Raw genomic sequence first — 25684 nt, 5'->3', positions numbered from 1 at the left:
GACCGCTTTTCTAGGAGAAGCGGATAATGCCCGCCATTACGCATATGGCGGCGGTACGCCGGGAGATTATCAGCATGAGCGTTGAATCCTTCACCCCCACGGCTTTGCAATTCACCCACGGTGCTGCGCACAAGGTGAAGAGCCTGGTCGATGAAGAGGGTAATGATCGCTTGAAGCTGCGCGTATTTGTTACGGGCGGCGGTTGTTCAGGGTTTCAGTACGGTTTTACCTTCGATGAAGATGTAGCCGATGACGACACCATCGTCGAACGCGAGGGCGTGAGCCTGGTCGTGGACCCGATGAGCTTCCAGTACCTGGCAGGCGCCGAGGTGGATTATCAGGAAGGTCTGGAGGGTTCGCGTTTTGTGATCAAGAACCCTAACGCCACGACTACCTGTGGTTGCGGGTCTTCGTTCTCGATCTGATCGATAGCGGATACAAAAACGCCGCTTGGCTTTAATCGGCCAAGCGGCGTTTTGCTGTGTGGGGTTCAGGCTGGGTAGATTGCGCCCAATACGCGAAGCCCGCGTGCTCCAGTAACGCTGGGGCGGTTGGCGGCGATTCCTTCCAGGCAGCAGTGGGCCAGCCAGGCGAAGGCCATCGCTTCTACCCAGTCAGGGTCTACGCCGTGGGTGGCTGTACTGCTGACCTGAGTGGAGGGCAGTAGCGTCGCCAGACGATTCATCAATGTCGAGTTATGTGCGCCACCACCACAGACCAGCAAGGTTTCGGTCTGGGCTTGGGCGGTTTGCAGAGACTCCACGATGGTCAGGGCGGTCAGTTCCAGCAGGGTGGCCTGAACGTCCTGCTGCTCGAATACAGGCAAGCGGGAGAGGTGTTGTTGCAACCATCCCAGGTTGAACACTTCGCGGCCGGTGCTTTTAGGGCCCTTGGTCAAGAAGAAGGGGTCGCTGAGCAAGGCGTTGAGGAGCTGGGGCACGATACTGCCGCTGGCTGCCCATTGGCCATCAAGGTCGAAGTGTTCGCCGCGTTGTTGATGAATCCACGCATCGAGCAGCACATTGCCTGGGCCGCAGTCGAATCCGGCTACCGGCTTGCCGGTCTCGATCAGGCTGAGGTTGCTGAAACCTCCCACATTCAACACCGCGTTATTGCCGGTGCGTTCACCAAACAGTGCTTCGTGAAAGGCTGGAACCAGCGGTGCGCCTTGGCCGCCAGCGGCGACGTCGCGGCTACGGAAGTCGCTGACCACGGTAATACCTGTCAGCTCGGTGAGCAGGGCAGGGTTGCCGATCTGCACCGTAAAGCCCCGTGCAGGCTCGTGGCGGATGGTCTGGCCGTGGCTGCCAATCGCGCGAATATCCTGGGGCTTGAGGTTTTGCTGGTCGAGCAAGGCGTGAATGCCTTGGGCGGCGAGCGTTACCCAGTGTTGCTGGGCAATGGCCGAGCGTGCGATCTCGTCCGGGCCGCTGGCGCACAGGCCGAGCAGCTCGGTACGCAGGGCGTCGGGCATGGGGATGTAGTGGCTGGCGACCAGTGCGATCGCCGAGTCTTGTCTGATGAGAGCTATGTCCAGGCCGTCGAGGCTGGTTCCGGACATCACACCTATATAGAGCGACATACCTTAGCGCTTCGCCGAAGCCAGCAGCGTGGAGCGCTCCTGGTCCATGCGCGCCATCAGCGGTTGGCTTTGCTGCATGAAGCGCGCGCGCTCAGCCTTGGCGATCGGATCGGCCATCGGCAGCTTCTGGCCCAGCGGGTCGACGTGTACGCCGTTGACCTGGAATTCATAGTGCAAGTGCGGGCCGGTAGACAGGCCGGTGGTGCCGATGTAGCCAATGACCTGGCCTTGTTTCACGGTGCCGCCGGTCTGCACGCCTTTGGCAAAGCCCTGCATGTGGCCGTAGAGCGTACGGTAGGTGTTGCCGTGCTGAATGATCACGGTGTTGCCATAACCGCCACGACGCCCGGCCAGCAGCACTTTGCCGTCACCCGCTGCCTTGATCGGTGTGCCGCGAGGGGCGGCGTAGTCGACGCCTTTGTGGGCGCGGATTTTGTTCAGAATTGGATGCTTGCGGCCCATGGAGAAACGCGAGCTAATGCGAGCGAAGTCCACGGGGGTGCGGATGAAGGCCTTGCGCATGCTGTTGCCGTCGGCAGTGTAGTAGCTGCTGTTGCCTTGTTTGTTGGTGTAGCGCACCGCGGTGTAAGTCTTGCCGCGGTTGGTGAAGCGTGCGGAGAGGATGCTGCCGGTGCCTACCACTTTGCCGTTGGCGACCTTTTGTTCGTAAATGACGTCGAATTCGTCGCCTTGGCGGATGTCCTGTGCGAAGTCAATGTCATAGCCAAACACGCTGGCCATGTCCATGGTCATGCTGTGGGACAGACCGGCGCGGGCGGCCGATTGCGACAAGGAACTGTTGATCACGCCGTGTGCGTAGGCGGAACGCATTACCGGTTTGGTCGTGATGCGGTTGAAGGCGAAGCCTTTGGCGCCCTTGGTCAGGGTAATGCTTTCGAGGTCGCTGACGCTGCTGTGCAGGTTGTTCAACTGGCCGTCGGGCGTGAGTTCGAACTCCAGCTTTTGTCCGTGTTTGAGCTGGGTGAACTGCTTGGCTTGCTTATCGCTGGCGAGCACGTCATTTACCGTGGCAGCAGGCAGGCCGACCTTTTCGAACAGCGTAGATAGCGTGTCGCCCTTGGCCACGATCACTTCGCGGTGCTGAGGGTTCTTGGCGGTGGCTGCAGCAGGCGTTGGTTGACCCTGGGCGGCTTGCTGGGTGTCTTCTGGAGCGCTTTCTATCTGGGCGAACGGCGATTCGCTTGGCGCATTTGTGGCTTGTTGTGCGTCGGAAGCGTCTTGATCTTGTGTCAGTTGTTCAACTGGGCTTTCCAGGTCAAGGCTCAGGGATGTTCGTTTGGCTTCTACGTCACTGGAAGGGAATACCAGGAGTGCCAGGCTGAGAAGGGCGGCGATACCACTTGCTGCGAGCAGGTGGGTCTTCGGGTAAAGCGGAGGCGCTTTAGACGGTTCAGTGGTCATAAGTAATTTTGACTTTGAAGATGAAATGGAAAAGATGAATGACATGATGAAGATGAAATAACTGTATAAAATATAACCAAATCATCTGTGGCGCAAGCTCGCGAACGCTGGGCTTGCTGAACGGTGTCCGTGCGCAGGGCAAAACTTGTAATTAGTCCCTGATCTTGTATGGTTGGTTCCCTTTTGAATCTGAGCCTTGCGGGTCTGTTATGAAGTCGGTTGAAGAGCAGCTAGCGCTGATAAAACGTGGTGCGGAAGAACTGTTGGTTGAGGCTGAGCTGATTGAAAAGCTCAAGCGTGGCCAGCCCCTGCGTATTAAAGCCGGCTTTGATCCGACTGCGCCGGATCTGCACCTGGGTCACACCGTGCTTATTAATAAGCTGCGCCAGTTCCAGGAGCTGGGGCACCAGGTGATCTTCCTTATAGGTGACTTCACCGGGATGATCGGTGATCCGAGCGGCAAGAGCGCGACGCGTCCACCGTTGACTCGCGAGCAAGTGCTCGACAATGCCGAGACCTACAAGACTCAGGTGTTCAAGATTCTTGATCCGGCCAAGACCGAAGTGGCGTTCAACTCCACGTGGATGGATCAAATGGGGCCGGCGGATTTTATTCGCCTGACTTCCCAGTACACCGTGGCACGCATGCTTGAGCGTGACGACTTCGATAAGCGCTATTCAACCAATCAGCCAATCGCTATTCATGAGTTCCTCTATCCGCTGGTTCAGGGCTATGACTCGGTGGCGTTGCGTGCGGACGTTGAGTTGGGCGGCACGGATCAGAAGTTCAACCTGCTGATGGGGCGTGAGCTGCAGCGTGCCTATGGGCAGGAAGCTCAGTGCATTCTGACCATGCCGTTGCTGGAAGGCTTGGATGGCGTCAAGAAGATGTCCAAGTCGCTGGGTAACTATGTCGGTATCCAGGAAGCGCCGGGCGTGATGTACGGCAAGCTTGTTTCGATTCCGGATGCCCTGATGTGGCGTTACTTCGAGCTGTTGAGCTTCCGTTCGATGGATGAGATCAATGCGTTGCGTGCTGATGTCGAGGCAGGTGCCAACCCGCGTGATGTGAAGATCAAGCTGGCGGAAGAGATTGTTGCGCGCTTCCATGGTGAGGAGGCTGCGGCCAGCGCTCATCGTGGCGCTGGCAACCGCATGAAGGATGGCGAGCTGCCGGATGATCTGCCGGAAGTTGAGCTGTCTGCTGCGGAGGCCATGCCGATTGCAGCTGTGCTTAATAAGGCGGGCTTGGTGAAGAACTCGGCGGTTGCGCGTGATCTGCTGGGTTCGGGCGGCGTGCGTATAGATGGTGAAGTTGTTGATCGCACCTTTATATACGAGCTGGGTGCTACCCATGTCTGCCAGGCTGGGAAGAAGGCATTTGCGCGCATTACGCTCAAATCCGAATAAACCTGTAATTAAGTGTTGACGGCGAATTGTAACTGTCTATAATTCGCCCCACTTCCGGCGCAGTCGAAACGGAAAACTCCTTGGTAAACAATGAGTTACGCAGTTTTCGGCAGCAGGTTGCTTCAGTTCATCGAAGCGCTCAGGGAGTTGAAAAAGAGGTGTTGACAGCAGCGTGTAACGCTGTAGAATTCGCCTCCCGCTAACGAGAGATCGTAAGCGCAAGTGGTTGAAGTTGTTGAAGAAATCTTCGAAAGCTTCTGAAAATAATCACTTGACAGCAAATGAGGCTGCTGTAGAATGCGCGCCTCGGTTGAGACGAAAGATCTTAACCAACCGCTCTTTAACAACTGAATCAAGCAATTCGTGTGGGTGCTTGTGGAGTCAGACTGATAGTCAACAAGATTATCAGCATCACAAGTTACTCCGCGAGAAATCAAAGATGTAACCAACGATTGCTGAGCCAAGTTTAGGGTTTCTTAAAAACCCAAAGATGTTTGAACTGAAGAGTTTGATCATGGCTCAGATTGAACGCTGGCGGCAGGCCTAACACATGCAAGTCGAGCGGTAGAGAGAAGCTTGCTTCTCTTGAGAGCGGCGGACGGGTGAGTAATGCCTAGGAATCTGCCTGGTAGTGGGGGATAACGTTCGGAAACGGACGCTAATACCGCATACGTCCTACGGGAGAAAGCAGGGGACCTTCGGGCCTTGCGCTATCAGATGAGCCTAGGTCGGATTAGCTAGTTGGTGGGGTAATGGCTCACCAAGGCGACGATCCGTAACTGGTCTGAGAGGATGATCAGTCACACTGGAACTGAGACACGGTCCAGACTCCTACGGGAGGCAGCAGTGGGGAATATTGGACAATGGGCGAAAGCCTGATCCAGCCATGCCGCGTGTGTGAAGAAGGTCTTCGGATTGTAAAGCACTTTAAGTTGGGAGGAAGGGCAGTTACCTAATACGTATCTGTTTTGACGTTACCGACAGAATAAGCACCGGCTAACTCTGTGCCAGCAGCCGCGGTAATACAGAGGGTGCAAGCGTTAATCGGAATTACTGGGCGTAAAGCGCGCGTAGGTGGTTTGTTAAGTTGGATGTGAAATCCCCGGGCTCAACCTGGGAACTGCATTCAAAACTGACTGACTAGAGTATGGTAGAGGGTGGTGGAATTTCCTGTGTAGCGGTGAAATGCGTAGATATAGGAAGGAACACCAGTGGCGAAGGCGACCACCTGGACTAATACTGACACTGAGGTGCGAAAGCGTGGGGAGCAAACAGGATTAGATACCCTGGTAGTCCACGCCGTAAACGATGTCAACTAGCCGTTGGAAGCCTTGAGCTTTTAGTGGCGCAGCTAACGCATTAAGTTGACCGCCTGGGGAGTACGGCCGCAAGGTTAAAACTCAAATGAATTGACGGGGGCCCGCACAAGCGGTGGAGCATGTGGTTTAATTCGAAGCAACGCGAAGAACCTTACCAGGCCTTGACATCCAATGAACTTTCCAGAGATGGATTGGTGCCTTCGGGAACATTGAGACAGGTGCTGCATGGCTGTCGTCAGCTCGTGTCGTGAGATGTTGGGTTAAGTCCCGTAACGAGCGCAACCCTTGTCCTTAGTTACCAGCACGTAATGGTGGGCACTCTAAGGAGACTGCCGGTGACAAACCGGAGGAAGGTGGGGATGACGTCAAGTCATCATGGCCCTTACGGCCTGGGCTACACACGTGCTACAATGGTCGGTACAGAGGGTTGCCAAGCCGCGAGGTGGAGCTAATCCCATAAAACCGATCGTAGTCCGGATCGCAGTCTGCAACTCGACTGCGTGAAGTCGGAATCGCTAGTAATCGCGAATCAGAATGTCGCGGTGAATACGTTCCCGGGCCTTGTACACACCGCCCGTCACACCATGGGAGTGGGTTGCACCAGAAGTAGCTAGTCTAACCTTCGGGAGGACGGTTACCACGGTGTGATTCATGACTGGGGTGAAGTCGTAACAAGGTAGCCGTAGGGGAACCTGCGGCTGGATCACCTCCTTAATCGACGACATCAGCTGCTCCATAAGTTCCCACACGAATTGCTTGATTCATTGAAGAAGACGATAAAGAAGCAGCCCGAAATTGGGTCTGTAGCTCAGTTGGTTAGAGCGCACCCCTGATAAGGGTGAGGTCGGCAGTTCGAATCTGCCCAGACCCACCAATTTTGTGTGGGAAACGCCTGTAGAAATACGGGGCCATAGCTCAGCTGGGAGAGCGCCTGCCTTGCACGCAGGAGGTCAACGGTTCGATCCCGTTTGGCTCCACCACTACTGCTTCTGTTTGTTGAAAGCTTAGAAATGAGCATTCCATCGTGACGATGGTGAATGTTGATTTCTAGTCTTTGATTAGATCGTTCTTTAAAAATTTGGGTATGTGATAGAAAGATAGACTGAACGTTACTTTCACTGGTAACGGATCAGGCTAAGGTAAAATTTGTGAGTTCTCTTAGTTGAGAAATTCGAATTTTCGGCGAATGTTGTCTTCACAGTATAACCAGATTGCTTGGGGTTATATGGTCAAGTGAAGAAGCGCATACGGTGGATGCCTTGGCAGTCAGAGGCGATGAAAGACGTGGTAGCCTGCGAAAAGCTTCGGGGAGTCGGCAAACAGACTTTGATCCGGAGATGTCTGAATGGGGGAACCCAGCCATCATAAGATGGTTATCTTGTACTGAATACATAGGTGCAAGAAGCGAACCAGGGGAACTGAAACATCTAAGTACCCTGAGGAAAAGAAATCAACCGAGATTCCCTTAGTAGTGGCGAGCGAACGGGGACTAGCCCTTAAGTGGCTTTGAGATTAGCGGAACGCTCTGGAAAGTGCGGCCATAGTGGGTGATAGCCCTGTACGCGAAAATCTCTTAGTCATGAAATCGAGTAGGACGGAGCACGAGAAACTTTGTCTGAATATGGGGGGACCATCCTCCAAGGCTAAATACTACTGACTGACCGATAGTGAACTAGTACCGTGAGGGAAAGGCGAAAAGAACCCCGGAGAGGGGAGTGAAATAGATCCTGAAACCGTATGCGTACAAGCAGTGGGAGCAGACTTTGTTCTGTGACTGCGTACCTTTTGTATAATGGGTCAGCGACTTATTTTCAGTGGCGAGCTTAACCGAATAGGGGAGGCGTAGCGAAAGCGAGTCTTAATAGGGCGTCTAGTCGCTGGGAATAGACCCGAAACCGGGCGATCTATCCATGGGCAGGTTGAAGGTTGGGTAACACTAACTGGAGGACCGAACCGACTACCGTTGAAAAGTTAGCGGATGACCTGTGGATCGGAGTGAAAGGCTAATCAAGCTCGGAGATAGCTGGTTCTCCTCGAAAGCTATTTAGGTAGCGCCTCATGTATCACTGTAGGGGGTAGAGCACTGTTTCGGCTAGGGGGTCATCCCGACTTACCAAACCGATGCAAACTCCGAATACCTACAAGTGCCGAGCATGGGAGACACACGGCGGGTGCTAACGTCCGTCGTGAAAAGGGAAACAACCCAGACCGTCAGCTAAGGTCCCAAAGTTATGGTTAAGTGGGAAACGATGTGGGAAGGCTTAGACAGCTAGGAGGTTGGCTTAGAAGCAGCCACCCTTTAAAGAAAGCGTAATAGCTCACTAGTCGAGTCGGCCTGCGCGGAAGATGTAACGGGGCTCAAACCATACACCGAAGCTACGGGTATCACGTAAGTGATGCGGTAGAGGAGCGTTCTGTAAGCCTGTGAAGGTGAGTTGAGAAGCTTGCTGGAGGTATCAGAAGTGCGAATGCTGACATGAGTAACGACAATGGGTGTGAAAAACACCCACGCCGAAAGACCAAGGTTTCCTGCGCAACGTTAATCGACGCAGGGTTAGTCGGTCCCTAAGGCGAGGCTGAAAAGCGTAGTCGATGGAAAACAGGTTAATATTCCTGTACTTCTGGTTATTGCGATGGAGGGACGGAGAAGGCTAGGCCAGCTTGGCGTTGGTTGTCCAAGTTTAAGGTGGTAGGCTGAGATCTTAGGTAAATCCGGGATCTTAAGGCCGAGAGCTGATGACGAGTTACCTTTTAGGTAACGAAGTGGTTGATGCCATGCTTCCAAGAAAAGCTTCTAAGCTTCAGGTAACCAGGAACCGTACCCCAAACCGACACAGGTGGTTGGGTAGAGAATACCAAGGCGCTTGAGAGAACTCGGGTGAAGGAACTAGGCAAAATGGCACCGTAACTTCGGGAGAAGGTGCGCCGGTGAGGGTGAAGGACTTGCTCCGTAAGCTCATGCCGGTCGAAGATACCAGGCCGCTGCGACTGTTTATTAAAAACACAGCACTCTGCAAACACGAAAGTGGACGTATAGGGTGTGACGCCTGCCCGGTGCCGGAAGGTTAATTGATGGGGTTAGCTAACGCGAAGCTCTTGATCGAAGCCCCGGTAAACGGCGGCCGTAACTATAACGGTCCTAAGGTAGCGAAATTCCTTGTCGGGTAAGTTCCGACCTGCACGAATGGCGTAACGATGGCGGCGCTGTCTCCACCCGAGACTCAGTGAAATTGAAATCGCTGTGAAGATGCAGTGTATCCGCGGCTAGACGGAAAGACCCCGTGAACCTTTACTATAGCTTTGCACTGGACTTTGAATTTGCTTGTGTAGGATAGGTGGGAGGCTTTGAAGCGTGGACGCCAGTTCGCGTGGAGCCATCCTTGAAATACCACCCTGGCAACTTTGAGGTTCTAACTCAGGTCCGTTATCCGGATCGAGGACAGTGTATGGTGGGTAGTTTGACTGGGGCGGTCTCCTCCTAAAGAGTAACGGAGGAGTACGAAGGTGCGCTCAGACCGGTCGGAAATCGGTCGTAGAGTATAAAGGCAAAAGCGCGCTTGACTGCGAGACAGACACGTCGAGCAGGTACGAAAGTAGGTCTTAGTGATCCGGTGGTTCTGTATGGAAGGGCCATCGCTCAACGGATAAAAGGTACTCCGGGGATAACAGGCTGATACCGCCCAAGAGTTCATATCGACGGCGGTGTTTGGCACCTCGATGTCGGCTCATCACATCCTGGGGCTGAAGCCGGTCCCAAGGGTATGGCTGTTCGCCATTTAAAGTGGTACGCGAGCTGGGTTTAGAACGTCGTGAGACAGTTCGGTCCCTATCTGCCGTGGACGTTTGAGATTTGAGAGGGGCTGCTCCTAGTACGAGAGGACCGGAGTGGACGAACCTCTGGTGTTCCGGTTGTCACGCCAGTGGCATTGCCGGGTAGCTATGTTCGGAATAGATAACCGCTGAAAGCATCTAAGCGGGAAACTAGCCTCAAGATGAGATCTCACTGGAACCTTGAGTTCCCTGAAGGGCCGTCGAAGACTACGACGTTGATAGGTTGGGTGTGTAAGCGCTGTGAGGCGTTGAGCTAACCAATACTAATTGCCCGTGAGGCTTGACCATATAACACCCAAGCAATTTGCGTCGAAAGGCCAGATTGCGGTGTGTGAAGACGAAATGAACCGAAAGTTCGACGTTCACAAAACACCGAAAGCTATCACATACCCAATTTGCTGAAGCGAGGCATACGCCACGACTCAGTACCCGAATTTCTTGACGACCATAGAGCATTGGAACCACCTGATCCCATCCCGAACTCAGCAGTGAAACGATGCATCGCCGATGGTAGTGTGGGGTTTCCCCATGTGAGAGTAGGTCATCGTCAAGATTAAATTCCGAAACCCCATTTGCGAAAGCAGATGGGGTTTTGTTTTGGACGGTCGAAAAGTTGACGTGGCCACGTCTCGCTTTTCAGGCGCTAAATTCTCGGCTTTCTATGCAATGACCCTGCGCATGGCTATCATGCGGGCCTCATTGTGAGGCGATACTTGCATGCTGACGTTGTTAGAACTTCTGAAAGATGGCCGATTCCACTCCGGAGAAGCACTTGGCGTGGCCCTGGGTGTCAGTCGCAGTGCTGTCTGGAAGCAGCTCCAGCACCTTGAGGCGGAATTAAATCTGCCCATTCATAGGGTTCGTGGAAAGGGCTATCAGTTGGCCTCCCCACTGGTGTTCCTGAGCGCTGAAAAAATTGCACTGAGCGCGCCTTCTCTGGCGTGGCCTATTCAAATTTACAACTCTATTGATTCCACAAATGCAGAGGCTCTACGTCTTGTTGATGCGGGACGTGCGGCGCCCATCCTGGTGCTTGCGGAGCAGCAAACAGCGGGAAGGGGGAGGCGCGGCCGAAAATGGGTCAGTCCATTTGCACAGAATGTTTATTACAGCCTCGTGCTGCGTATCGAAGATGGCCTGCGGCAGCTGGAAGGCTTGAGTCTCGTTGTTGGCTTGGCGGTTATGCAGACTTTGCGTGAGTCAGGTGTGCAGGAGGCTGCGCTGAAGTGGCCAAATGATGTCCTTGTGGGGCAGAAAAAAATTGCCGGGATTTTGCTGGAGTTGGTAGGAGATCCTGCTGATATTTGCCATGTTGTTGTCGGAATAGGCATCAATGTGAATATGCACAAAGCCGATGCTGTCGACCAACAGTGGACCTCGATGCAGCTTGAAACGGGCGTACCAGTTGATCGGAACGTGTTGGTCGCGCGGCTGGGGCTGCAGTTGCAAGGCTACCTGGCGCGGCACAAAGCTGAAGGTTTTGCGGCTCTTCAGGGGGAGTGGGAGCAGGGGCATGCGTGGCAGGGGCGGCAAGTCTCTCTCATTGCTGGAGTTAATCAGGTTGATGGTGTGGTGCTGGGCGTCGACCATCAAGGGGCGTTGCGTTTGAATGTTGATGGTGTTGAGAAAATATACAGCGGTGGTGAGTTAAGCCTGAGGTTGCGTGATGATTCTTGAGCTCGACTGTGGGAATAGCTTTATCAAATGGCGTGTACTTGACACGGATCGGGCGGATGTTTCGGCGGAAGGTATCGTTGGTTCGGACAGTGCTTTGATTGATTGCTTGGAGTTGCTCCCAGGCTTGTTGCTGACGCGTTGCCGCTTGGTGAGCGTCAGGGCGCAGGAGGAGACCAACAAGCTGGTCGCGGCCTTGGAGTCGGCTTTTGGCGTCATTGTGTCTTGTGCCTCCTCTGCGCGTGAAATGGCCGGGGTGCGCAACGGCTACGAAGACTTTGAACGTCTGGGGCTTGATCGTTGGTTGGCGATGTTGGGCGGATTCAAGCTGGCTTCAGGCGCTTGCCTGGTCCTCGATTTCGGCACAGCGGCGACTGCGGATTTTATTGGCGCAGATGGTGAGCACCTGGGCGGCTTCATTTGTCCTGGTATGCCTCTCATGCGTAACCAATTGCGTACTCATACCCGCAAGATCCGTTACGACGATGCTGCTGCCGAGAGAGCTCTGGAGCGCCTCTCTCCAGGGCGTACCACGGTGGAGGCGGTCGAGCGTGGTTGTACACTGATGCTCAGGGGGTTTGTATTGACTCAGTTGGAGCTGGCTCGTAGCTATTGGGGTGATAACTTCACCGTATTCCTGACCGGCGGGGATGCGGACCTGGTTTCGGGGGCCGTGCCGCACGCTCGACTCGTTCCTGACCTGGTATTCGTGGGTCTTGCGATGGCGTGCCCTTTATCCTGAGGTGTTTATGCGTTGGTTGTTTCTACTTTTACTTGTCCTCAACGCGTTTTATTACGTCTGGCATCAACAAGAGGCGCCGCTACGGGCCAAGGATGTCACGCCTTTGAGTCTTTATCGGGGAACTCAGCAGGATATTCGTCTGCTGAGTGAGTCTTCTGATGCGGTCGGTCGTAGAGATCGAGCAAAAACCGCCGATGCGCAAAATACGTGTTTGTACATAGGTGGATTTACGGATCAGCGCCAGGCGCAGGCGCTTGAGCAGCGTCTGATTAGCCTGGATATAAAGGCCAAGGTGCAACTGCTGAGCACTCCTGACGCTTCTGGTTATTGGCTTCGCGTGGCGCCTGAAAGTCGGCGATTGGCTGATGATCTGCCCTTTGAAAACCTTGCTAATGAATTCAATGAGTTAAAACATAAAATAATGTTGTGCGAAGGCGTTGCAACTCTCGAATAGTTTGCATAGAATGGCGCCCGCTTCGCAGTGAAGACCTTTAAGGCCTTAGCTGCAAAGCAATCGTCAACGCAGCTAACCTCATAATTTAAATGAGAAAATGCTTGACAGAAGGCCGGCGTGATGTAGAATGCCGGCTCGCTTAGGAGGGGTTCCCGAGCGGCCAAAGGGATCAGACTGTAAATCTGACGTCTACGACTTCGAAGGTTCGAATCCTTCCCCCTCCACCATTTTTAGCGTGAGCTGCAAGCTCCGCGGGTATAGTTTAGTGGTAGAACCTCAGCCTTCCAAGCTGATGATGCGGGTTCGATTCCCGCTACCCGCTCCAAGTTTGCAGGTTGTGCAAGATGTTTCGCTCTTGTAGCTCAGTTGGTAGAGCACACCCTTGGTAAGGGTGAGGTCAGCGGTTCAAATCCGCTCAAGAGCTCCATATAACAAGGCAGATATGAAAATATCTGCCTTTGTTTTAACAGCTGCCTCGGCTTGATACTGTTTTTTTCTGGCGCTTTTGCCAGGTGGTTTCAAGTCTGTTGGGGTTGGTTGTTGTAAAGTCTTTTTCAGGTCTGCATAATGGTCGGCCTGATTTTGTTTTAGGTCAGTAGCTCAATTGGCAGAGCGACGGTCTCCAAAACCGTAGGTTGGGGGTTCGATTCCCTCCTGACCTGCCAGATTCACGTGGTGTATCTGGCTTTCTTTTCACAGGATCTTCATAGATGACTCCTAAGGCTGAAGCTCAAAGCTCTCGTTTCGATCTGGTCAAGTGGCTCGCTGTAGTCGCCTTGGTGGTCGTAGGCGTTGTTGGCAATCAGTATTATTCTGCTTCGCCGATCCTGTACCGTGTACTCGCTTTGCTGGTCCTTGCTGCTGTGGCTGCCTTTGTAGGCCTGCAGACTGCCAAGGGCAAGTCGTTTGCGGTCCTGGTAAAGGAAGCTCGCACCGAAATTCGTAAAGTCGTTTGGCCGACTCGCCAAGAAACCACGCAGACCACGTTGATTGTTGTGGCTGTTGTCCTGGTTATGGCGTTGCTGTTGTGGGGTCTTGATTCCCTGCTCGGCTGGCTTGTTTCCTTGATTGTTGGCTAAGGGTGTCCCGTGGCTAAGCGTTGGTACGTTGTGCATGCTTACTCGGGTTACGAGAAGCATGTTATGCGCTCTTTGCTGGAGCGCGTAAAGCTGGCAGGCATGGAAGATGGCTTCGGCGAAATTCTGGTTCCCACTGAAGAAGTGGTTGAAATGCGGAATGGTCAGAAGCGTAAAAGCGAACGCAAGTTCTTCCCTGGCTATGTGCTGGTTCAGATGGACATGAATGAAGGTACTTGGCACTTGGTCAAGGATACCCCTCGTGTCATGGGTTTCATTGGCGGAACCGCTGATAAGCCTGCTCCTATCACTGACAAAGAGGCGGAAGCAATTCTGCGTCGTGTTGCTGATGGCAGCGACAAGCCTAAGCCGAAGACGTTGTTCGAGCCGGGTGAGGTTGTTCGTGTTACTGATGGTCCGTTTGCTGATTTCAACGGCACCGTCGAAGAAGTTAACTACGAAAAGAGCCGGATCCAAGTGGCTGTGCTCATTTTCGGTCGCTCTACTCCGGTAGAGTTGGAGTTCAGCCAGGTCGAGAAGGTCTAGCTGAATAAGCATCCCAACCCCACAGCCTTAGGCTGTGGGGTTTTGTCGTCACTGGGATAAACGCGCAAGTAACCGGGGAGCCTTTCGAGGCGTCTGAACCCGTAATTGGAGTGCCTCATGGCCAAGAAGATTACCGCTTACATCAAGCTGCAAGTGAAGGCCGCTCAGGCCAACCCAAGTCCACCCGTCGGTCCAGCTCTGGGTCAGCACGGCGTGAACATCATGGAGTTCTGCAAGGCCTTCAACGCCCGTACTCAGGGTATTGAACCAGGTCTGCCGACTCCAGTGATCATCACTGTTTATAGCGACCGTAGCTTCACTTTCGAAACCAAGTCGACCCCGGCTTCGGTTTTGCTGAAGAAGGCTGCCGGTCTGACTAGCGGTTCCGCTCGTCCTAACACCGTTAAAGTCGGCACTGTAACTCGTGCTCAGCTGGAAGAAATCGCGAAAACCAAAAACGCGGATCTGACTGCAGCTGATATGGATGCAGCCGTGCGTACCATCGCCGGTTCTGCTCGTAGCATGGGCCTTAACGTGGAGGGTGTGTAATGGCTAAGCTGACCAAGCGCCAAAAGGCTATCGCCGGCAAAATCGAAGCAGGCAAGGCCTACAACTTTGTAGACGCTGCTGCCCTGCTGACCGAGCTGTCGACTGTCAAGTTCAGCGAGTCCGTTGACGTTGCTGTAAACCTGGGTGTTGACCCACGTAAATCCGACCAGGTCGTACGTAGCGCTACTGTGCTGCCTCACGGTACTGGCAAGACTGTACGTGTAGCTGTCTTCACCCAAGGCCCGGCAGCTGAAGCTGCTCTGGCCGCCGGCGCTGATCGCGTTGGTATGGACGACCTGGCTGCCGAAATGAAAGGCGGCGACCTGAACTATGACGTAGTTATTGCCTCCCCGGATGCAATGCGCGTTGTAGGTCAGTTGGGTCAGATCCTCGGTCCGCGTGGCCTGATGCCTAACCCTAAAGTCGGCACCGTAACTCCAGACGTAGCTACCGCGGTTAAAAACGCCAAGGCTGGTCAGGTTCGTTATCGCACCGACAAAAACGGCATCATTCACACCTCCGTTGGCAAAGTCGGTTTCGATGCCGTCAAGCTGAAGGAAAACGTTGAAGCCCTGATCGCTGACCTGAAGCGTATCAAGCCTGCTTCCTCGAAAGGTATCTACGTCAAGCGCGTTACCCTGAGCACCACTATGGGCCCAGGTCTGGTCATCGACCAAGGCTCGCTGGACGTATAAGACACAGATTGGCGCGCGAGATCGCGTCAATTGAAAAAATTGGGGTCCCTGCCTGGCGGGGGCTATCCAAGACCGTAGGCGACGCAAGTCTTAAACCTCCAGCCTACGCAGATGGTGCTCCCGGTTCCTTACCGAATCAGACACCAAAACGACATCCGGCTTCGGCCAGATGAAACGGTAACAAGCAGGAGTTAAACCCGTGGCAATTAATCTCGAAGACAAGAAGGCCATCGTCGCTGAAGTCAACGAGGCTGCCAAAGCTGCTCTGTCCGCTGTCGTGGCTGATGCCCGTGGTGTGACAGTAGGCGCTATGACCGGACTCCGTAAAGAGGCTCGTGAAGCTGGCGTATACGTACGTGTTGTACGTAACACTCTGCTCAAGCGCGCTGTTGCTGACACTGAATACAGTGTCCTCAACGACGTGTTCACCGGCCCGACTCTGATCGCGTTCTCCAAAGAACATCCAGGCGCTGCTGCCCGTTTGTTCAAAGAATTCGCCAAGAGTCAGGATAAGTTCGAGATCAAGGCAGCTGCGTTCGAGGGCAAGTTCCTCGCAGCTAACCAAATCGACGTACTGGCAACACTGCCGACCCGCGACGAAGCCATTTCGCAGCTGATGAGCGTGATTCAAGGCGCTACCAGCAAGCTGGCTCGTACTCTGGCCGCAGTTCGCGAGCAAAAAGAAGCTGCCGCAGCCTAAGGCTGAGCAATTTCTCTCGCGTATTTTTGTTTATTTCGATGGCCGTGTAGGCCGTCCCCCAATTCAGGAAATACAGCAATGTCTATCTCCCAAGACGATATCCTCAACGCCGTAGCTGAAATGTCGGTTCTGCAGGTTGTTGAGCTGATCAAAGCTTTCGAAGAAAAATTCGGCGTTTCCGCTGCCGCTGCTTCCGCTGGCCCAGCTGCTGCTGCTGCCGTTGTTGAAGAGCAAACCGAATTCAACGTCATGCTGACCGAAGCTGGCGAGAAGAAAGTAAACGTGATCAAGGCAGTACGTGAACTGACCGGTCTGGGCCTGAAAGAAGCCAAGGCTGTAGTTGACGGCGCTCCTGCCGTGGTTCTGGAAGCTGTGTCCAAAGACGCTGCTGACAAAGCCAAAGCTACTCTGGAAGAAGCAGGCGCTAAAGTCGAGCTGAAGTAAGCATCGACCTTGCGTCTCCAGCCCAAGCGTTAAGCTGAAGGCTGATGGCTGGTGGCTCTTGCCACCGGCCTTTTTCCGTTCTTGGCTGTCGACTCGGTCGCCGCCATTAACGCGCTGTAGCCACCCGATGCGGTGGTGCAAACCATGGGGTTTGCGAGATTTTCTGGCTGCTCCCGTCGGAGGGGCCAAACAAGCAGGTGACCAAGCTGGGGAACGCTGATGGCTTACTCATATACTGAGAAAAAACGTATCCGCAAGGACTTTAGCAAGTTGCCGGACGTCATGGATGTCCCGTACCTTCTGGCTATCCAGCTGGATTCGTATCGTGAATTCTTGCAGGCGGGAGCGACCAAAGATCAGTTCCGCGACGTGGGCCTGCATGCGGCCTTCAAATCCGTTTTCCCGATCATCAGCTACTCCGGCAATGCTGCGCTGGAGTACGTGGGTTATCGCCTGGGCGAACCGGCATTTGATGTCAAAGAATGCGTGTTGCGCGGTGTTACGTACGCCGTACCTTTGCGGGTAAAAGTCCGTCTGATCATTTTCGACAAAGAATCGTCGAACAAAGCGATCAAGGACATCAAAGAGCAAGAAGTCTACATGGGCGAAATCCCACTGATGACTGAAAACGGTACCTTCGTAATCAACGGTACCGAGCGTGTAATCGTTTCCCAGCTGCACCGTTCCCCGGGCGTGTTCTTCGACCACGACCGCGGCAAGACGCACAGCTCCGGTAAACTCCTGTACTCCGCGCGGATCATTCCGTACCGCGGTTCGTGGTTGGACTTCGAGTTCGACCCGAAAGACTGCGTGTTCGTGCGTATCGACCGTCGTCGTAAGCTGCCGGCCTCGGTACTGCTGCGCGCGCTCGGCTATACCACTGAGCAGGTGCTGGACGCTTTCTACACCACCAACGTATTCAGCCTGAGTGGCGAAACCCTCAAGCTTGAGCTGATCGCTTCGCGTCTGCGTGGTGAAATTGCCGTCCTGGATATTCAGGATGAAAAGGGCAAGGTCATTGTTGAGGCTGGCCGTCGTATTACTGCGCGCCACATCAACCAGATCGAAAAAGCCGGTATCAAGGAGCTGGAAGTACCTCTGGATTATGTCCTGGGTCGTACTACCGCCAAGGTCATCGTTCACCCGGCTACAGGCGAAATCCTGGCTGAGTGCAACACCGAGCTGAACACCGAGATCCTGGCAAAAATCGCCAAGGCCCAGGTTGTTCGCATCGAGACTCTGTACACCAACGATATCGACTGCGGTCCGTTCGTCTCTGACACTCTGAAGATCGACTCCACCAGCAACCAATTGGAAGCGCTGGTCGAGATCTATCGCATGATGCGTCCTGGCGAGCCGCCAACCAAAGACGCTGCCGAGACCCTGTTCAACAACTTGTTCTTCAGCCCTGAGCGCTACGACCTGTCTGCGGTCGGCCGGATGAAGTTCAACCGTCGTATCGGTCGTACCGAGATCGAAGGTTCGGGCGTGCTGTGCAAGGAAGACATCGTTGCGGTACTGAAGACCCTGGTCGACATCCGTAACGGTAAAGGCATCGTCGATGACATCGACCACCTGGGTAACCGTCGTGTTCGCTGCGTAGGCGAAATGGCCGAGAACCAGTTCCGCGTTGGCCTGGTACGTGTTGAGCGTGCGGTCAAAGAGCGTCTGTCGATGGCTGAAAGCGAAGGCCTGATGCCGCAAGACCTGATCAACGCCAAGCCAGTGGCTGCGGCGGTGAAAGAGTTCTTCGGTTCCAGCCAGCTCTCGCAGTTCATGGACCAGAACAACCCGCTCTCCGAGATCACCCACAAGCGCCGTGTTTCCGCACTGGGCCCGGGCGGTCTGACCCGTGAGCGTGCTGGCTTTGAAGTTCGTGACGTACACCCGACGCACTACGGTCGTGTTTGCCCGATCGAAACGCCGGAAGGTCCGAACATCGGTCTGATCAACTCCCTGGCTGCCTATGCGCGCACCAACCAGTACGGCTTCCTCGAGAGCCCGTACCGTGTGGTGAAAGACGCTCTGGTCACCGACGAGATCGTGTTCCTGTCCGCCATCGAAGAAGCTGATCACGTGATCGCTCAGGCTTCGGCCACGATGAACGACAAGAAAGTCCTGATCGACGAGCTGGTAGCTGTTCGTCACTTGAACGAGTTCACCGTCAAGGCGCCGGAAGACGTCACCTTGATGGACGTATCGCCGAAGCAGGTAGTTTCGGTTGCAGCGTCGCTGATCCCGTTCCTGGAGCACGATGACGCCAACCGTGCGTTGATGGGTTCCAACATGCAGCGTCAAGCTGTACCGACCCTGCGTGCCGACAAGCCGCTGGTAGGTACCGGCATGGAGCGTAACGTAGCCCGTGACTCCGGCGTTTGCGTCGTGGCTCGTCGTGGCGGCGTGATCGACTCCGTTGATGCCAGCCGTATCGTGGTTCGTGTTGCCGATGACGAAGTTGAAACTGGTGAAGCCGGTGTCGACATCTACAACCTGACCAAATACACCCGCTCGAACCAGAACACCTGCATCAACCAGCGTCCGCTGGTGAGCAAGGGTGATCGCGTTCAGCGTAGCGACATCATGGCCGACGGTCCGTCCACCGATATGGGTGAGCTGGCTCTGGGTCAGAACATGCGCATCGCGTTCATGGCATGGAACGGCTTCAACTTCGAAGACTCCATCTGCCTGTCCGAGCGTGTGGTTCAAGAAGACCGTTTCACCACGATCCACATCCAGGAACTGACCTGTGTGGCACGTGACACCAAGCTTGGGCCAGAGGAAATCACTGCAGACATCCCGAACGTGGGTGAGGCTGCACTGAACAAGCTGGACGAAGCCGGTATCGTTTACGTAGGTGCTGAAGTTGGCGCAGGCGACATTCTGGTAGGTAAGGTCACTCCGAAAGGCGAGACCCAGCTGACTCCGGAAGAGAAACTGCTGCGTGCAATCTTCGGTGAAAAAGCCAGCGACGTGAAAGACACTTCCCTGCGTGTACCTACCGGTACCAAGGGTACTGTCATCGACGTACAGGTCTTCACCCGTGACGGCGTTGAGCGTGATGCTCGTGCACTGTCCATCGAGAAGACCCAGCTCGACGAGATCCGCAAGGACCTGAACGAAGAGTTCCGTATCGTTGAAGGTGCGACCTTCGAACGTCTGCGCTCCGCTCTTGTAGGCCGCAAGGCTGAAGGCGGCGCAGGCCTGAAGAAAGGTCAGGACATCACCGACGAAATCCTCGACGGTCTTGAGCACGGCCAGTGGTTCAAACTGCGCATGGCTGAAGATGCTCTGAACGAGCAGCTCGAGAAGGCTCAGGCTTATATCGTTGATCGCCGCCGTCTGCTGGACGACAAGTTCGAAGACAAGAAGCGCAAACTGCAGCAGGGCGATGACCTGGCTCCAGGCGTGCTGAAAATCGTCAAGGTTTACCTGGCAATCCGTCGCCGCATCCAGCCGGGCGACAAGATGGCCGGTCGTCACGGTAACAAAGGTGTGGTCTCCGTGATCATGCCGGTTGAAGACATGCCGCACGATGCCAATGGCACCCCGGTCGACGTCGTCCTCAACCCGCTGGGCGTACCTTCGCGTATGAACGTTGGTCAGATCCTTGAAACCCACCTGGGCCTCGCGGCCAAAGGCCTGGGCGAGAAGATCAACCGTATGATCGAAGAGCAGCGCAAGGTTGCTGACCTGCGCAAGTTCCTGCACGAGATCTACAACGAGATCGGCGGTCGCAACGAAGAGCTGGACTCCTTCACCGACCAGGAAATCCTGGATCTGGCGAAGAACCTGCGCGGCGGTGTTCCAATGGCTACCCCGGTATTCGACGGTGCCAAGGAAAGCGAAATCAAGGCCATGCTGAAACTGGCAGACCTGCCAGAAAGCGGCCAGATGCAGCTGTTCGACGGCCGTACCGGCAACAAGTTCGAGCGCCCGGTTACTGTTGGCTACATGTACATGCTGAAGCTGAACCACTTGGTAGACGACAAGATGCACGCTCGTTCTACCGGTTCGTACAGCCTGGTTACCCAGCAGCCGCTGGGTGGTAAGGCTCAGTTCGGTGGTCAGCGTTTCGGGGAGATGGAGGTCTGGGCACTGGAAGCATACGGTGCTGCATACACTCTGCAAGAAATGCTCACAGTGAAGTCGGACGATGTGAACGGCCGGACCAAGATGTACAAAAACATCGTGGACGGCGATCACCGTATGGAGCCGGGCATGCCCGAGTCCTTCAACGTGTTGATCAAAGAAATTCGTTCCCTCGGCATCGATATCGATCTGGAAACCGAATAACACGTGACGCGAATCGAGAGCGGGGCTGTTTAGCCCGCTCTCTGCTCCGCCAGGAGGAAAGGCCTTGAAAGACCTACTGAATTTGCTGAAAAACCAGGGTCAAGTCGAAGAGTTCGACGCCATCCGTATTGGATTGGCATCGCCTGAGATGATCCGTTCGTGGTCGTTCGGTGAAGTTAAAAAGCCGGAAACCATCAACTACCGTACGTTCAAACCTGAGCGTGACGGCCTGTTCTGCGCCAAGATCTTTGGCCCGGTAAAGGATTACGAGTGCTTGTGCGGTAAGTACAAGCGCTTGAAGCATCGCGGTGTGATCTGCGAGAAGTGCGGCGTTGAAGTTGCACTGGCCAAGGTTCGTCGTGAGCGCATGGCGCACATCGAACTGGCTTCGCCGGTTGCCCACATCTGGTTCCTGAAATCGCTGCCGTCCCGTATCGGCTTGCTGATGGACATGACCCTGCGTGATATCGAACGCGTTCTCTACTTCGAGAGCTATGTCGTTATCGACCCAGGCATGACCACCCTTGAAAAAGGTCAGCTGCTGAACGACGAGCAGTACTTCGAAGCGCTGGAAGAGTTCGGCGACGATTTCGATGCCCGCATGGGTGCCGAAGCTGTCCGCGAGCTGCTGCACGCTATCGACCTGGAGCACGAGATTGGCCGTCTGCGCGAAGAAATTCCGCAAACCAACTCCGAAACCAAGATCAAGAAGCTGTCCAAGCGTCTGAAGTTGATGGAAGCCTTCCAGGGTTCCGGCAACTTGCCAGAGTGGATGGTGCTGACCGTTCTGCCGGTTCTGCCGCCAGATCTGCGTCCGCTGGTACCGTTGGACGGTGGTCGTTTCGCGACGTCCGACCTCAACGACCTGTACCGCCGCGTGATCAACCGCAACAACCGCTTGAAGCGCCTGCTCGATCTGTCCGCTCCGGACATCATCGTGCGCAACGAAAAGCGTATGTTGCAAGAAGCTGTCGATGCCTTGCTCGACAACGGTCGTCGTGGCCGCGCTATCACCGGTTCCAACAAGCGTCCTCTGAAATCCCTGGCTGACATGATCAAGGGTAAGCAAGGTCGTTTCCGTCAGAACTTGCTCGGTAAGCGTGTTGACTACTCCGGTCGATCGGTAATTACCGTAGGCCCGACCCTGCGTCTGCACCAGTGCGGTCTGCCTAAGAAGATGGCACTTGAGCTGTTCAAGCCATTCATCTTCGGCAAGCTGGAAATGCGCGGTCTCGCGACCACCATCAAAGCGGCCAAGAAAATGGTCGAGCGCGAACTGCCAGAGGTTTGGGACGTTCTCGCCGAAGTGATCCGCGAACACCCGGTTCTCCTCAACCGTGCACCGACCCTTCACCGTCTGGGTATCCAGGCGTTTGAACCGGTACTGATCGAAGGTAAGGCTATCCAGCTGCACCCTCTGGTCTGTGCTGCGTACAACGCCGACTTCGACGGCGACCAAATGGCTGTGCACGTACCGCTGACACTGGAAGCCCAGTTGGAAGCGCGTGCGTTGATGATGTCGACCAACAACATTCTGTCGCCAGCCAACGGTGAGCCAATCATCGTTCCGTCGCAGGACGTTGTATTGGGTCTGTACTACATGACCCGTGAAGCGATCAACGCCAAGGGCGAAGGTCGTGTGTTCGCTGACCTGCAAGAAGTTGACCGTGTGTTCCGTGCCGGCGAAGCCGCACTGCACGCCAAGGTCAAAGTGCGGATCAACGAAACCGTCAACGACCGTGATGGTGGCAGCGTGAGCGGCACCCGTATCGTCGACACCACTGTCGGCCGTGCGTTGCTGTATCAAGTTGTGCCAAAAGGTCTGTCCTACGACGTCGTCAACCTGCCGATGAAGAAAAAGGCAATCTCCAAGCTGATCAACCAGTGCTACCGCGTGGTTGGTTTGAAAGAGACCGTGATCTTCGCTGACCAGTTGATGTACACCGGCTTTGCTTATTCGACCATTTCCGGCGTTTCTATCGGTGTTAACGACTTCGTTATCCCGGATGAAAAAGCCCAGATCATCGGTGCTGCTACCGATGAAGTGAAAGAGATCGAGAGCCAGTACGCCTCCGGCCTGGTAACCCAGGGCGAGAAGTACAACAAAGTGATCGACCTTTGGTCGAAGGCGAACGACGAAGTTTCCAAGGCAATGATGGCCAACCTCTCGAAAGAGAAGGTTATCGACCGTCACGGCGTGGAAGTCGATCAAGAGTCCTTCAACTCGATGTACATGATGGCCGACTCGGGCGCACGGGGTTCTGCTGCGCAGATCCGTCAGCTCGCCGGCATGCGTGGCCTGATGGCCAAGCCGGACGGTTCCATCATCGAAACGCCGATCACTGCGAACTTCCGTGAAGGTTTGAGCGTACTTCAGTACTTCATCTCCACTCACGGTGCTCGTAAGGGTCTTGCGGATACCGCGTTGAAAACCGCCAACTCCGGTTACCTGACTCGTCGTCTGGTAGACGTTGCACAAGATCTGGTAGTAACCGAGATCGACTGCGGCACCGAGCACGGCCTGCTGATGACTCCGCACATTGAAGGCGGTGACGTTGTAGAGCCGTTGGGTGAGCGCGTTCTGGGTCGAGTGATCGCCCGTGACGTATTCAAGCCTGGCACCGAAGAAATTATCGTTCCTGCCGGCACCTTGGTAGACGAGAAGTGGGTCGAGTTCATCGAACTCAACAGCATCGACGAAGTGATTGTTCGCTCGCCGATCAGCTGCGAAACTCGCTACGGCATTTGCGCCAAGTGCTACGGCCGTGACTTGGCTCGTGGTCACCAGGTGAACATTGGTGAAGCGGTCGGCGTTATCGCTGCCCAGTCCATCGGTGAGCCGGGTACCCAGCTGACCATGCGTACGTTCCACATCGGTGGTGCGGCAAGCCGGACCTCCGCAGCTGACAGCGTTCAGGTGAAAAATGGCGGTACCGTCCGTCTGCACAACCTGAAGCACGTTGAGCGAGTAGATGGCCACCTGGTTGCTGTGTCCCGTTCCGGTGAGCTGGCAATCGCTGATGACTACGGTCGTGAGCGTGAGCGCTACAAGCTGCCGTACGGTGCTGTGATTTCGGTTAAAGAAGGTGACAAGGTCGACGCTGGCGCAATCGTGGCCAAGTGGGATCCGCACACTCACCCAATCGTTACCGAAATGAAAGGTACCGTGACCTACGTGGGCATGGAAGAAGGCATCACGATCAAGCGTCAGACTGACGAATTGACCGGTATGACCAACATTGAAGTACTCGACGCGAAAGATCGTCCAGCTGCCGGTAAAGACATCCGTCCTGCCGTGAAGATGGTCGATGACAACGGCAAGGATCTGTTGCTGCCAGGCACTGACGTAATCGCTCAGTACTTCCTGCCAGCCAACGCCCTGGTCGGTGTAGCGGATGGTGCGAAGATCGCGATCGGTGATGTTATCGCGCGTATCCCGCAAGAAACTTCGAAGACCCGTGACATCACCGGTGGTCTGCCGCGTGTTGCCGACTTGTTCGAAGCTCGTCGTCCGAAAGAAGCGTCGATTCTGGCTGAAGTCAGCGGCACCATCGCGTTCGGTAAAGAAACCAAAGGCAAGCGCCGTCTGGTTATTACCCCGAACGACGGTAGCGATCCGTATGAAGAGCTGATTCCAAAGTGGCGTCACCTGAACGTGTTCGAAGGCGAACAGGTAAACCGCGGCGAAGTTATCTCCGACGGCCCGAGCGATCCACACGACATCCTGCGTCTGCTGGGTGTGAGTGCGCTGGCCAAGTACATCGTTAACGAGATCCAGGACGTTTACCGTCTGCAAGGCGTGAAGATCAACGATAAGCACATCGAGACCATCCTGCGTCAGATGCTGCGTAAAGTTGAAATCGCTGAATCCGGCGATTCCAGTTTCATCAAGGGCGACCAGATGGAACTGACTCACGTACTGGTAGAGAACGAACGTCTGGCGAACGAGGAGAAATTTGTTTCCAAGTTCACTCGTGTGTTGCTGGGTATCACCAAGGCGTCGTTGTCCACTGAGTCGTTCATCTCGGCGGCCTCCTTCCAGGAGACCACTCGCGTACTGACCGAAGCAGCGGTAACCGGCAAGCGCGATTACCTGCGCGGCCTGAAAGAAAACGTGGTCGTGGGTCGTTTGATCCCGGCTGGTACCGGTTTGGCTTACCACAGCGAGCGTAAGCGCCGCCGTGATGCTGACAAGCCGTTGCGCGTAAGCGCCAGTGAAGTGGAAGCTGCACTGACCGAAGCGCTGAACTCAAGCGGTAACTGAGTTCTGCGATAAATAAGTCTGGGCCCTGGCAGTCCCATTCGTCGGAACGAGGCAATTTTGCCCCGGTTCGATGAGTGGGAAGGTCGGGGCCTTGCCTTGACTGGGGGCAAGATCCTCTTTAGACTCTTGTACCCCTAAATTTGGCGGGAATTCGTTCCTGCCATTTTGCTTTTCTTGCAAGACAATAGCGTCGCAAGACAACAGTGGAGCTAGTAGATGGCAACTATCAACCAGCTGGTACGTCAGCCGCGTAAGCGTATCGTCGAGAAATCCGACGTGCCTGCGCTGCAGAACTGCCCGCAACGTCGTGGCGTATGCACCCGTGTGTATACCACCACGCCGAAAAAACCTAACTCGGCACTGCGTAAAGTATGCCGTGTGCGCCTGACCAACGGTTTCGAGGTTTCCTCGTACATCGGTGGTGAAGGTCACAACCTGCAAGAGCACAGCGTGGTACTGATCCGCGGCGGTCGTGTAAAAGACTTGCCAGGTGTTCGTTACCACACCGTACGCGGCTCCTTGGATACTTCCGGCGTTAAAGGTCGTAACCAGGGTCGTTCGAAGTACGGTACCAAGAAGCCTAAGTAGTAGCGGCTTTTTGTAAAACTGAATCATCTTATTTTCTGAGTCGATAAGAGTAAGGTCGGAGGCGTCCCGAAAGGGCACCGATTCCGAGCGAACCTG

At 54.8% G+C, this 25684-nt stretch carries 16 protein-coding genes, 6 tRNA genes and 3 rRNA genes; 23 read left to right on the top strand and 2 right to left on the bottom strand.

Features of this window, described 5'->3' with window-relative positions:
• Window positions 1-74 precede the first annotated feature (74 nt).
• Window positions 75-425 (top strand): iron-sulfur cluster insertion protein ErpA, encoded by a 351-nt coding sequence (gene erpA, locus PSH81_RS24390; protein ID WP_003176443.1) that lies wholly within the window; start codon window positions 75-77, stop codon window positions 423-425.
• A 65-nt stretch (window positions 426-490) separates the two neighbouring features.
• On the opposite strand, the gene PSH81_RS24385 is transcribed toward erpA, so the two are convergent.
• Window positions 491-1582: an anhydro-N-acetylmuramic acid kinase gene (locus PSH81_RS24385; protein WP_305391616.1), complete on the bottom strand. Its 1092-nt coding sequence runs from the start codon at window positions 1580-1582 to the stop codon at window positions 491-493.
• A gap of 3 nt (window positions 1583-1585) precedes the next feature.
• Window positions 1586-3004, bottom strand: coding sequence for a peptidoglycan DD-metalloendopeptidase family protein (locus PSH81_RS24380; protein ID WP_305391615.1), 1419 nt, complete (start codon window positions 3002-3004; stop codon window positions 1586-1588).
• A 209-nt stretch (window positions 3005-3213) separates the two neighbouring features.
• Between PSH81_RS24380 and tyrS the strand changes: the two genes are divergently transcribed.
• From tyrS to rpsL, 22 genes are all read left to right on the top strand, one after another.
• Window positions 3214-4413: a tyrosine--tRNA ligase gene (tyrS, locus tag PSH81_RS24375; protein WP_226454446.1), complete on the top strand. Its 1200-nt coding sequence runs from the start codon at window positions 3214-3216 to the stop codon at window positions 4411-4413.
• Window positions 4414-4909: 496 nt separating this feature from the next.
• Window positions 4910-6446 (top strand): 16S ribosomal RNA (locus tag PSH81_RS24370).
• An 83-nt stretch (window positions 6447-6529) separates the two neighbouring features.
• Window positions 6530-6606, top strand: a tRNA-Ile gene (locus tag PSH81_RS24365).
• A gap of 30 nt (window positions 6607-6636) precedes the next feature.
• A tRNA-Ala gene (locus tag PSH81_RS24360) sits at window positions 6637-6712 on the top strand.
• A gap of 247 nt (window positions 6713-6959) precedes the next feature.
• Window positions 6960-9851: ribosomal RNA gene (locus tag PSH81_RS24355) — 23S ribosomal RNA — on the top strand.
• A 149-nt stretch (window positions 9852-10000) separates the two neighbouring features.
• Window positions 10001-10116, top strand: a 5S ribosomal RNA gene (gene rrf / locus PSH81_RS24350).
• The 16S, 23S and 5S rRNA genes sit together here with 2 tRNA genes alongside, the layout of an rRNA operon.
• Before the next feature lie 164 nt (window positions 10117-10280).
• Window positions 10281-11240, top strand: coding sequence for a bifunctional biotin--[acetyl-CoA-carboxylase] ligase/biotin operon repressor BirA (gene birA, locus PSH81_RS24345; protein ID WP_305391614.1), 960 nt, complete (start codon window positions 10281-10283; stop codon window positions 11238-11240).
• Window positions 11230-11979 (top strand): pantothenate kinase, encoded by a 750-nt coding sequence (locus tag PSH81_RS24340; protein WP_305391613.1) that lies wholly within the window; start codon window positions 11230-11232, stop codon window positions 11977-11979. The genes birA and PSH81_RS24340 overlap by 11 nt, the downstream gene beginning before the upstream one ends.
• A 7-nt stretch (window positions 11980-11986) precedes the next feature.
• Window positions 11987-12433, top strand: a complete 447-nt coding sequence (locus PSH81_RS24335) for a hypothetical protein (RefSeq protein ID WP_226455853.1) — start codon at window positions 11987-11989, stop codon at window positions 12431-12433.
• 142 nt (window positions 12434-12575) lie between these two features.
• Window positions 12576-12660 (top strand) — tRNA-Tyr (locus PSH81_RS24330).
• 24 nt (window positions 12661-12684) lie between these two features.
• A tRNA-Gly gene (locus PSH81_RS24325) sits at window positions 12685-12758 on the top strand.
• Between the two features lie 26 nt (window positions 12759-12784).
• Window positions 12785-12860, top strand: a tRNA-Thr gene (locus PSH81_RS24320).
• Between the two features lie 162 nt (window positions 12861-13022).
• A tRNA-Trp gene (locus tag PSH81_RS24315) sits at window positions 13023-13098 on the top strand.
• A 45-nt stretch (window positions 13099-13143) separates the two neighbouring features.
• A complete protein-coding gene (gene secE / locus PSH81_RS24310) occupies window positions 13144-13512 on the top strand; it encodes a preprotein translocase subunit SecE (protein ID WP_025857211.1) in 369 nt (122 codons plus the stop codon).
• A gap of 9 nt (window positions 13513-13521) precedes the next feature.
• A complete protein-coding gene (gene nusG / locus PSH81_RS24305) occupies window positions 13522-14055 on the top strand; it encodes a transcription termination/antitermination protein NusG (RefSeq protein ID WP_003176436.1) in 534 nt (177 codons plus the stop codon).
• Window positions 14056-14172: 117 nt separating this feature from the next.
• Complete coding sequence (rplK, locus tag PSH81_RS24300; RefSeq protein WP_003210097.1) at window positions 14173-14604, top strand: 50S ribosomal protein L11; 432 nt, start codon at window positions 14173-14175, stop codon at window positions 14602-14604.
• A complete protein-coding gene (rplA, locus tag PSH81_RS24295; protein WP_003232403.1) occupies window positions 14604-15299 on the top strand; it encodes a 50S ribosomal protein L1 in 696 nt (231 codons plus the stop codon). Before rplK ends, rplA begins: the two co-directional genes overlap by 1 nt.
• Window positions 15300-15498: 199 nt before the next feature.
• A complete protein-coding gene (rplJ, locus tag PSH81_RS24290) occupies window positions 15499-15999 on the top strand; it encodes a 50S ribosomal protein L10 (RefSeq protein WP_016969477.1) in 501 nt (166 codons plus the stop codon).
• Between the two features lie 78 nt (window positions 16000-16077).
• Window positions 16078-16443, top strand: a complete 366-nt coding sequence (rplL, locus tag PSH81_RS24285) for a 50S ribosomal protein L7/L12 (RefSeq protein WP_017736673.1) — start codon at window positions 16078-16080, stop codon at window positions 16441-16443.
• A 219-nt stretch (window positions 16444-16662) separates the two neighbouring features.
• The gene (rpoB, locus tag PSH81_RS24280; RefSeq protein WP_192299103.1) at window positions 16663-20736 is read left to right on the top strand and encodes a DNA-directed RNA polymerase subunit beta; all 4074 of its coding nucleotides are present in this window, start codon (window positions 16663-16665) and stop codon (window positions 20734-20736) included.
• A 64-nt stretch (window positions 20737-20800) separates the two neighbouring features.
• Window positions 20801-25000: a DNA-directed RNA polymerase subunit beta' gene (gene rpoC / locus PSH81_RS24275; RefSeq protein ID WP_192299102.1), complete on the top strand. Its 4200-nt coding sequence runs from the start codon at window positions 20801-20803 to the stop codon at window positions 24998-25000.
• Between the two features lie 216 nt (window positions 25001-25216).
• Complete coding sequence (gene rpsL, locus PSH81_RS24270) at window positions 25217-25588, top strand: 30S ribosomal protein S12 (protein ID WP_002555494.1); 372 nt, start codon at window positions 25217-25219, stop codon at window positions 25586-25588.
• Window positions 25589-25684 lie beyond the last annotated feature (96 nt).

The organism is Pseudomonas sp. FP2335 (genome assembly GCF_030687535.1).
GTDB lineage: Bacteria > Pseudomonadota > Gammaproteobacteria > Pseudomonadales > Pseudomonadaceae > Aquipseudomonas.
Note: the sequence above shows the minus strand (reverse complement) of the source record. Positions and strands in the feature narration are given on the sequence as shown.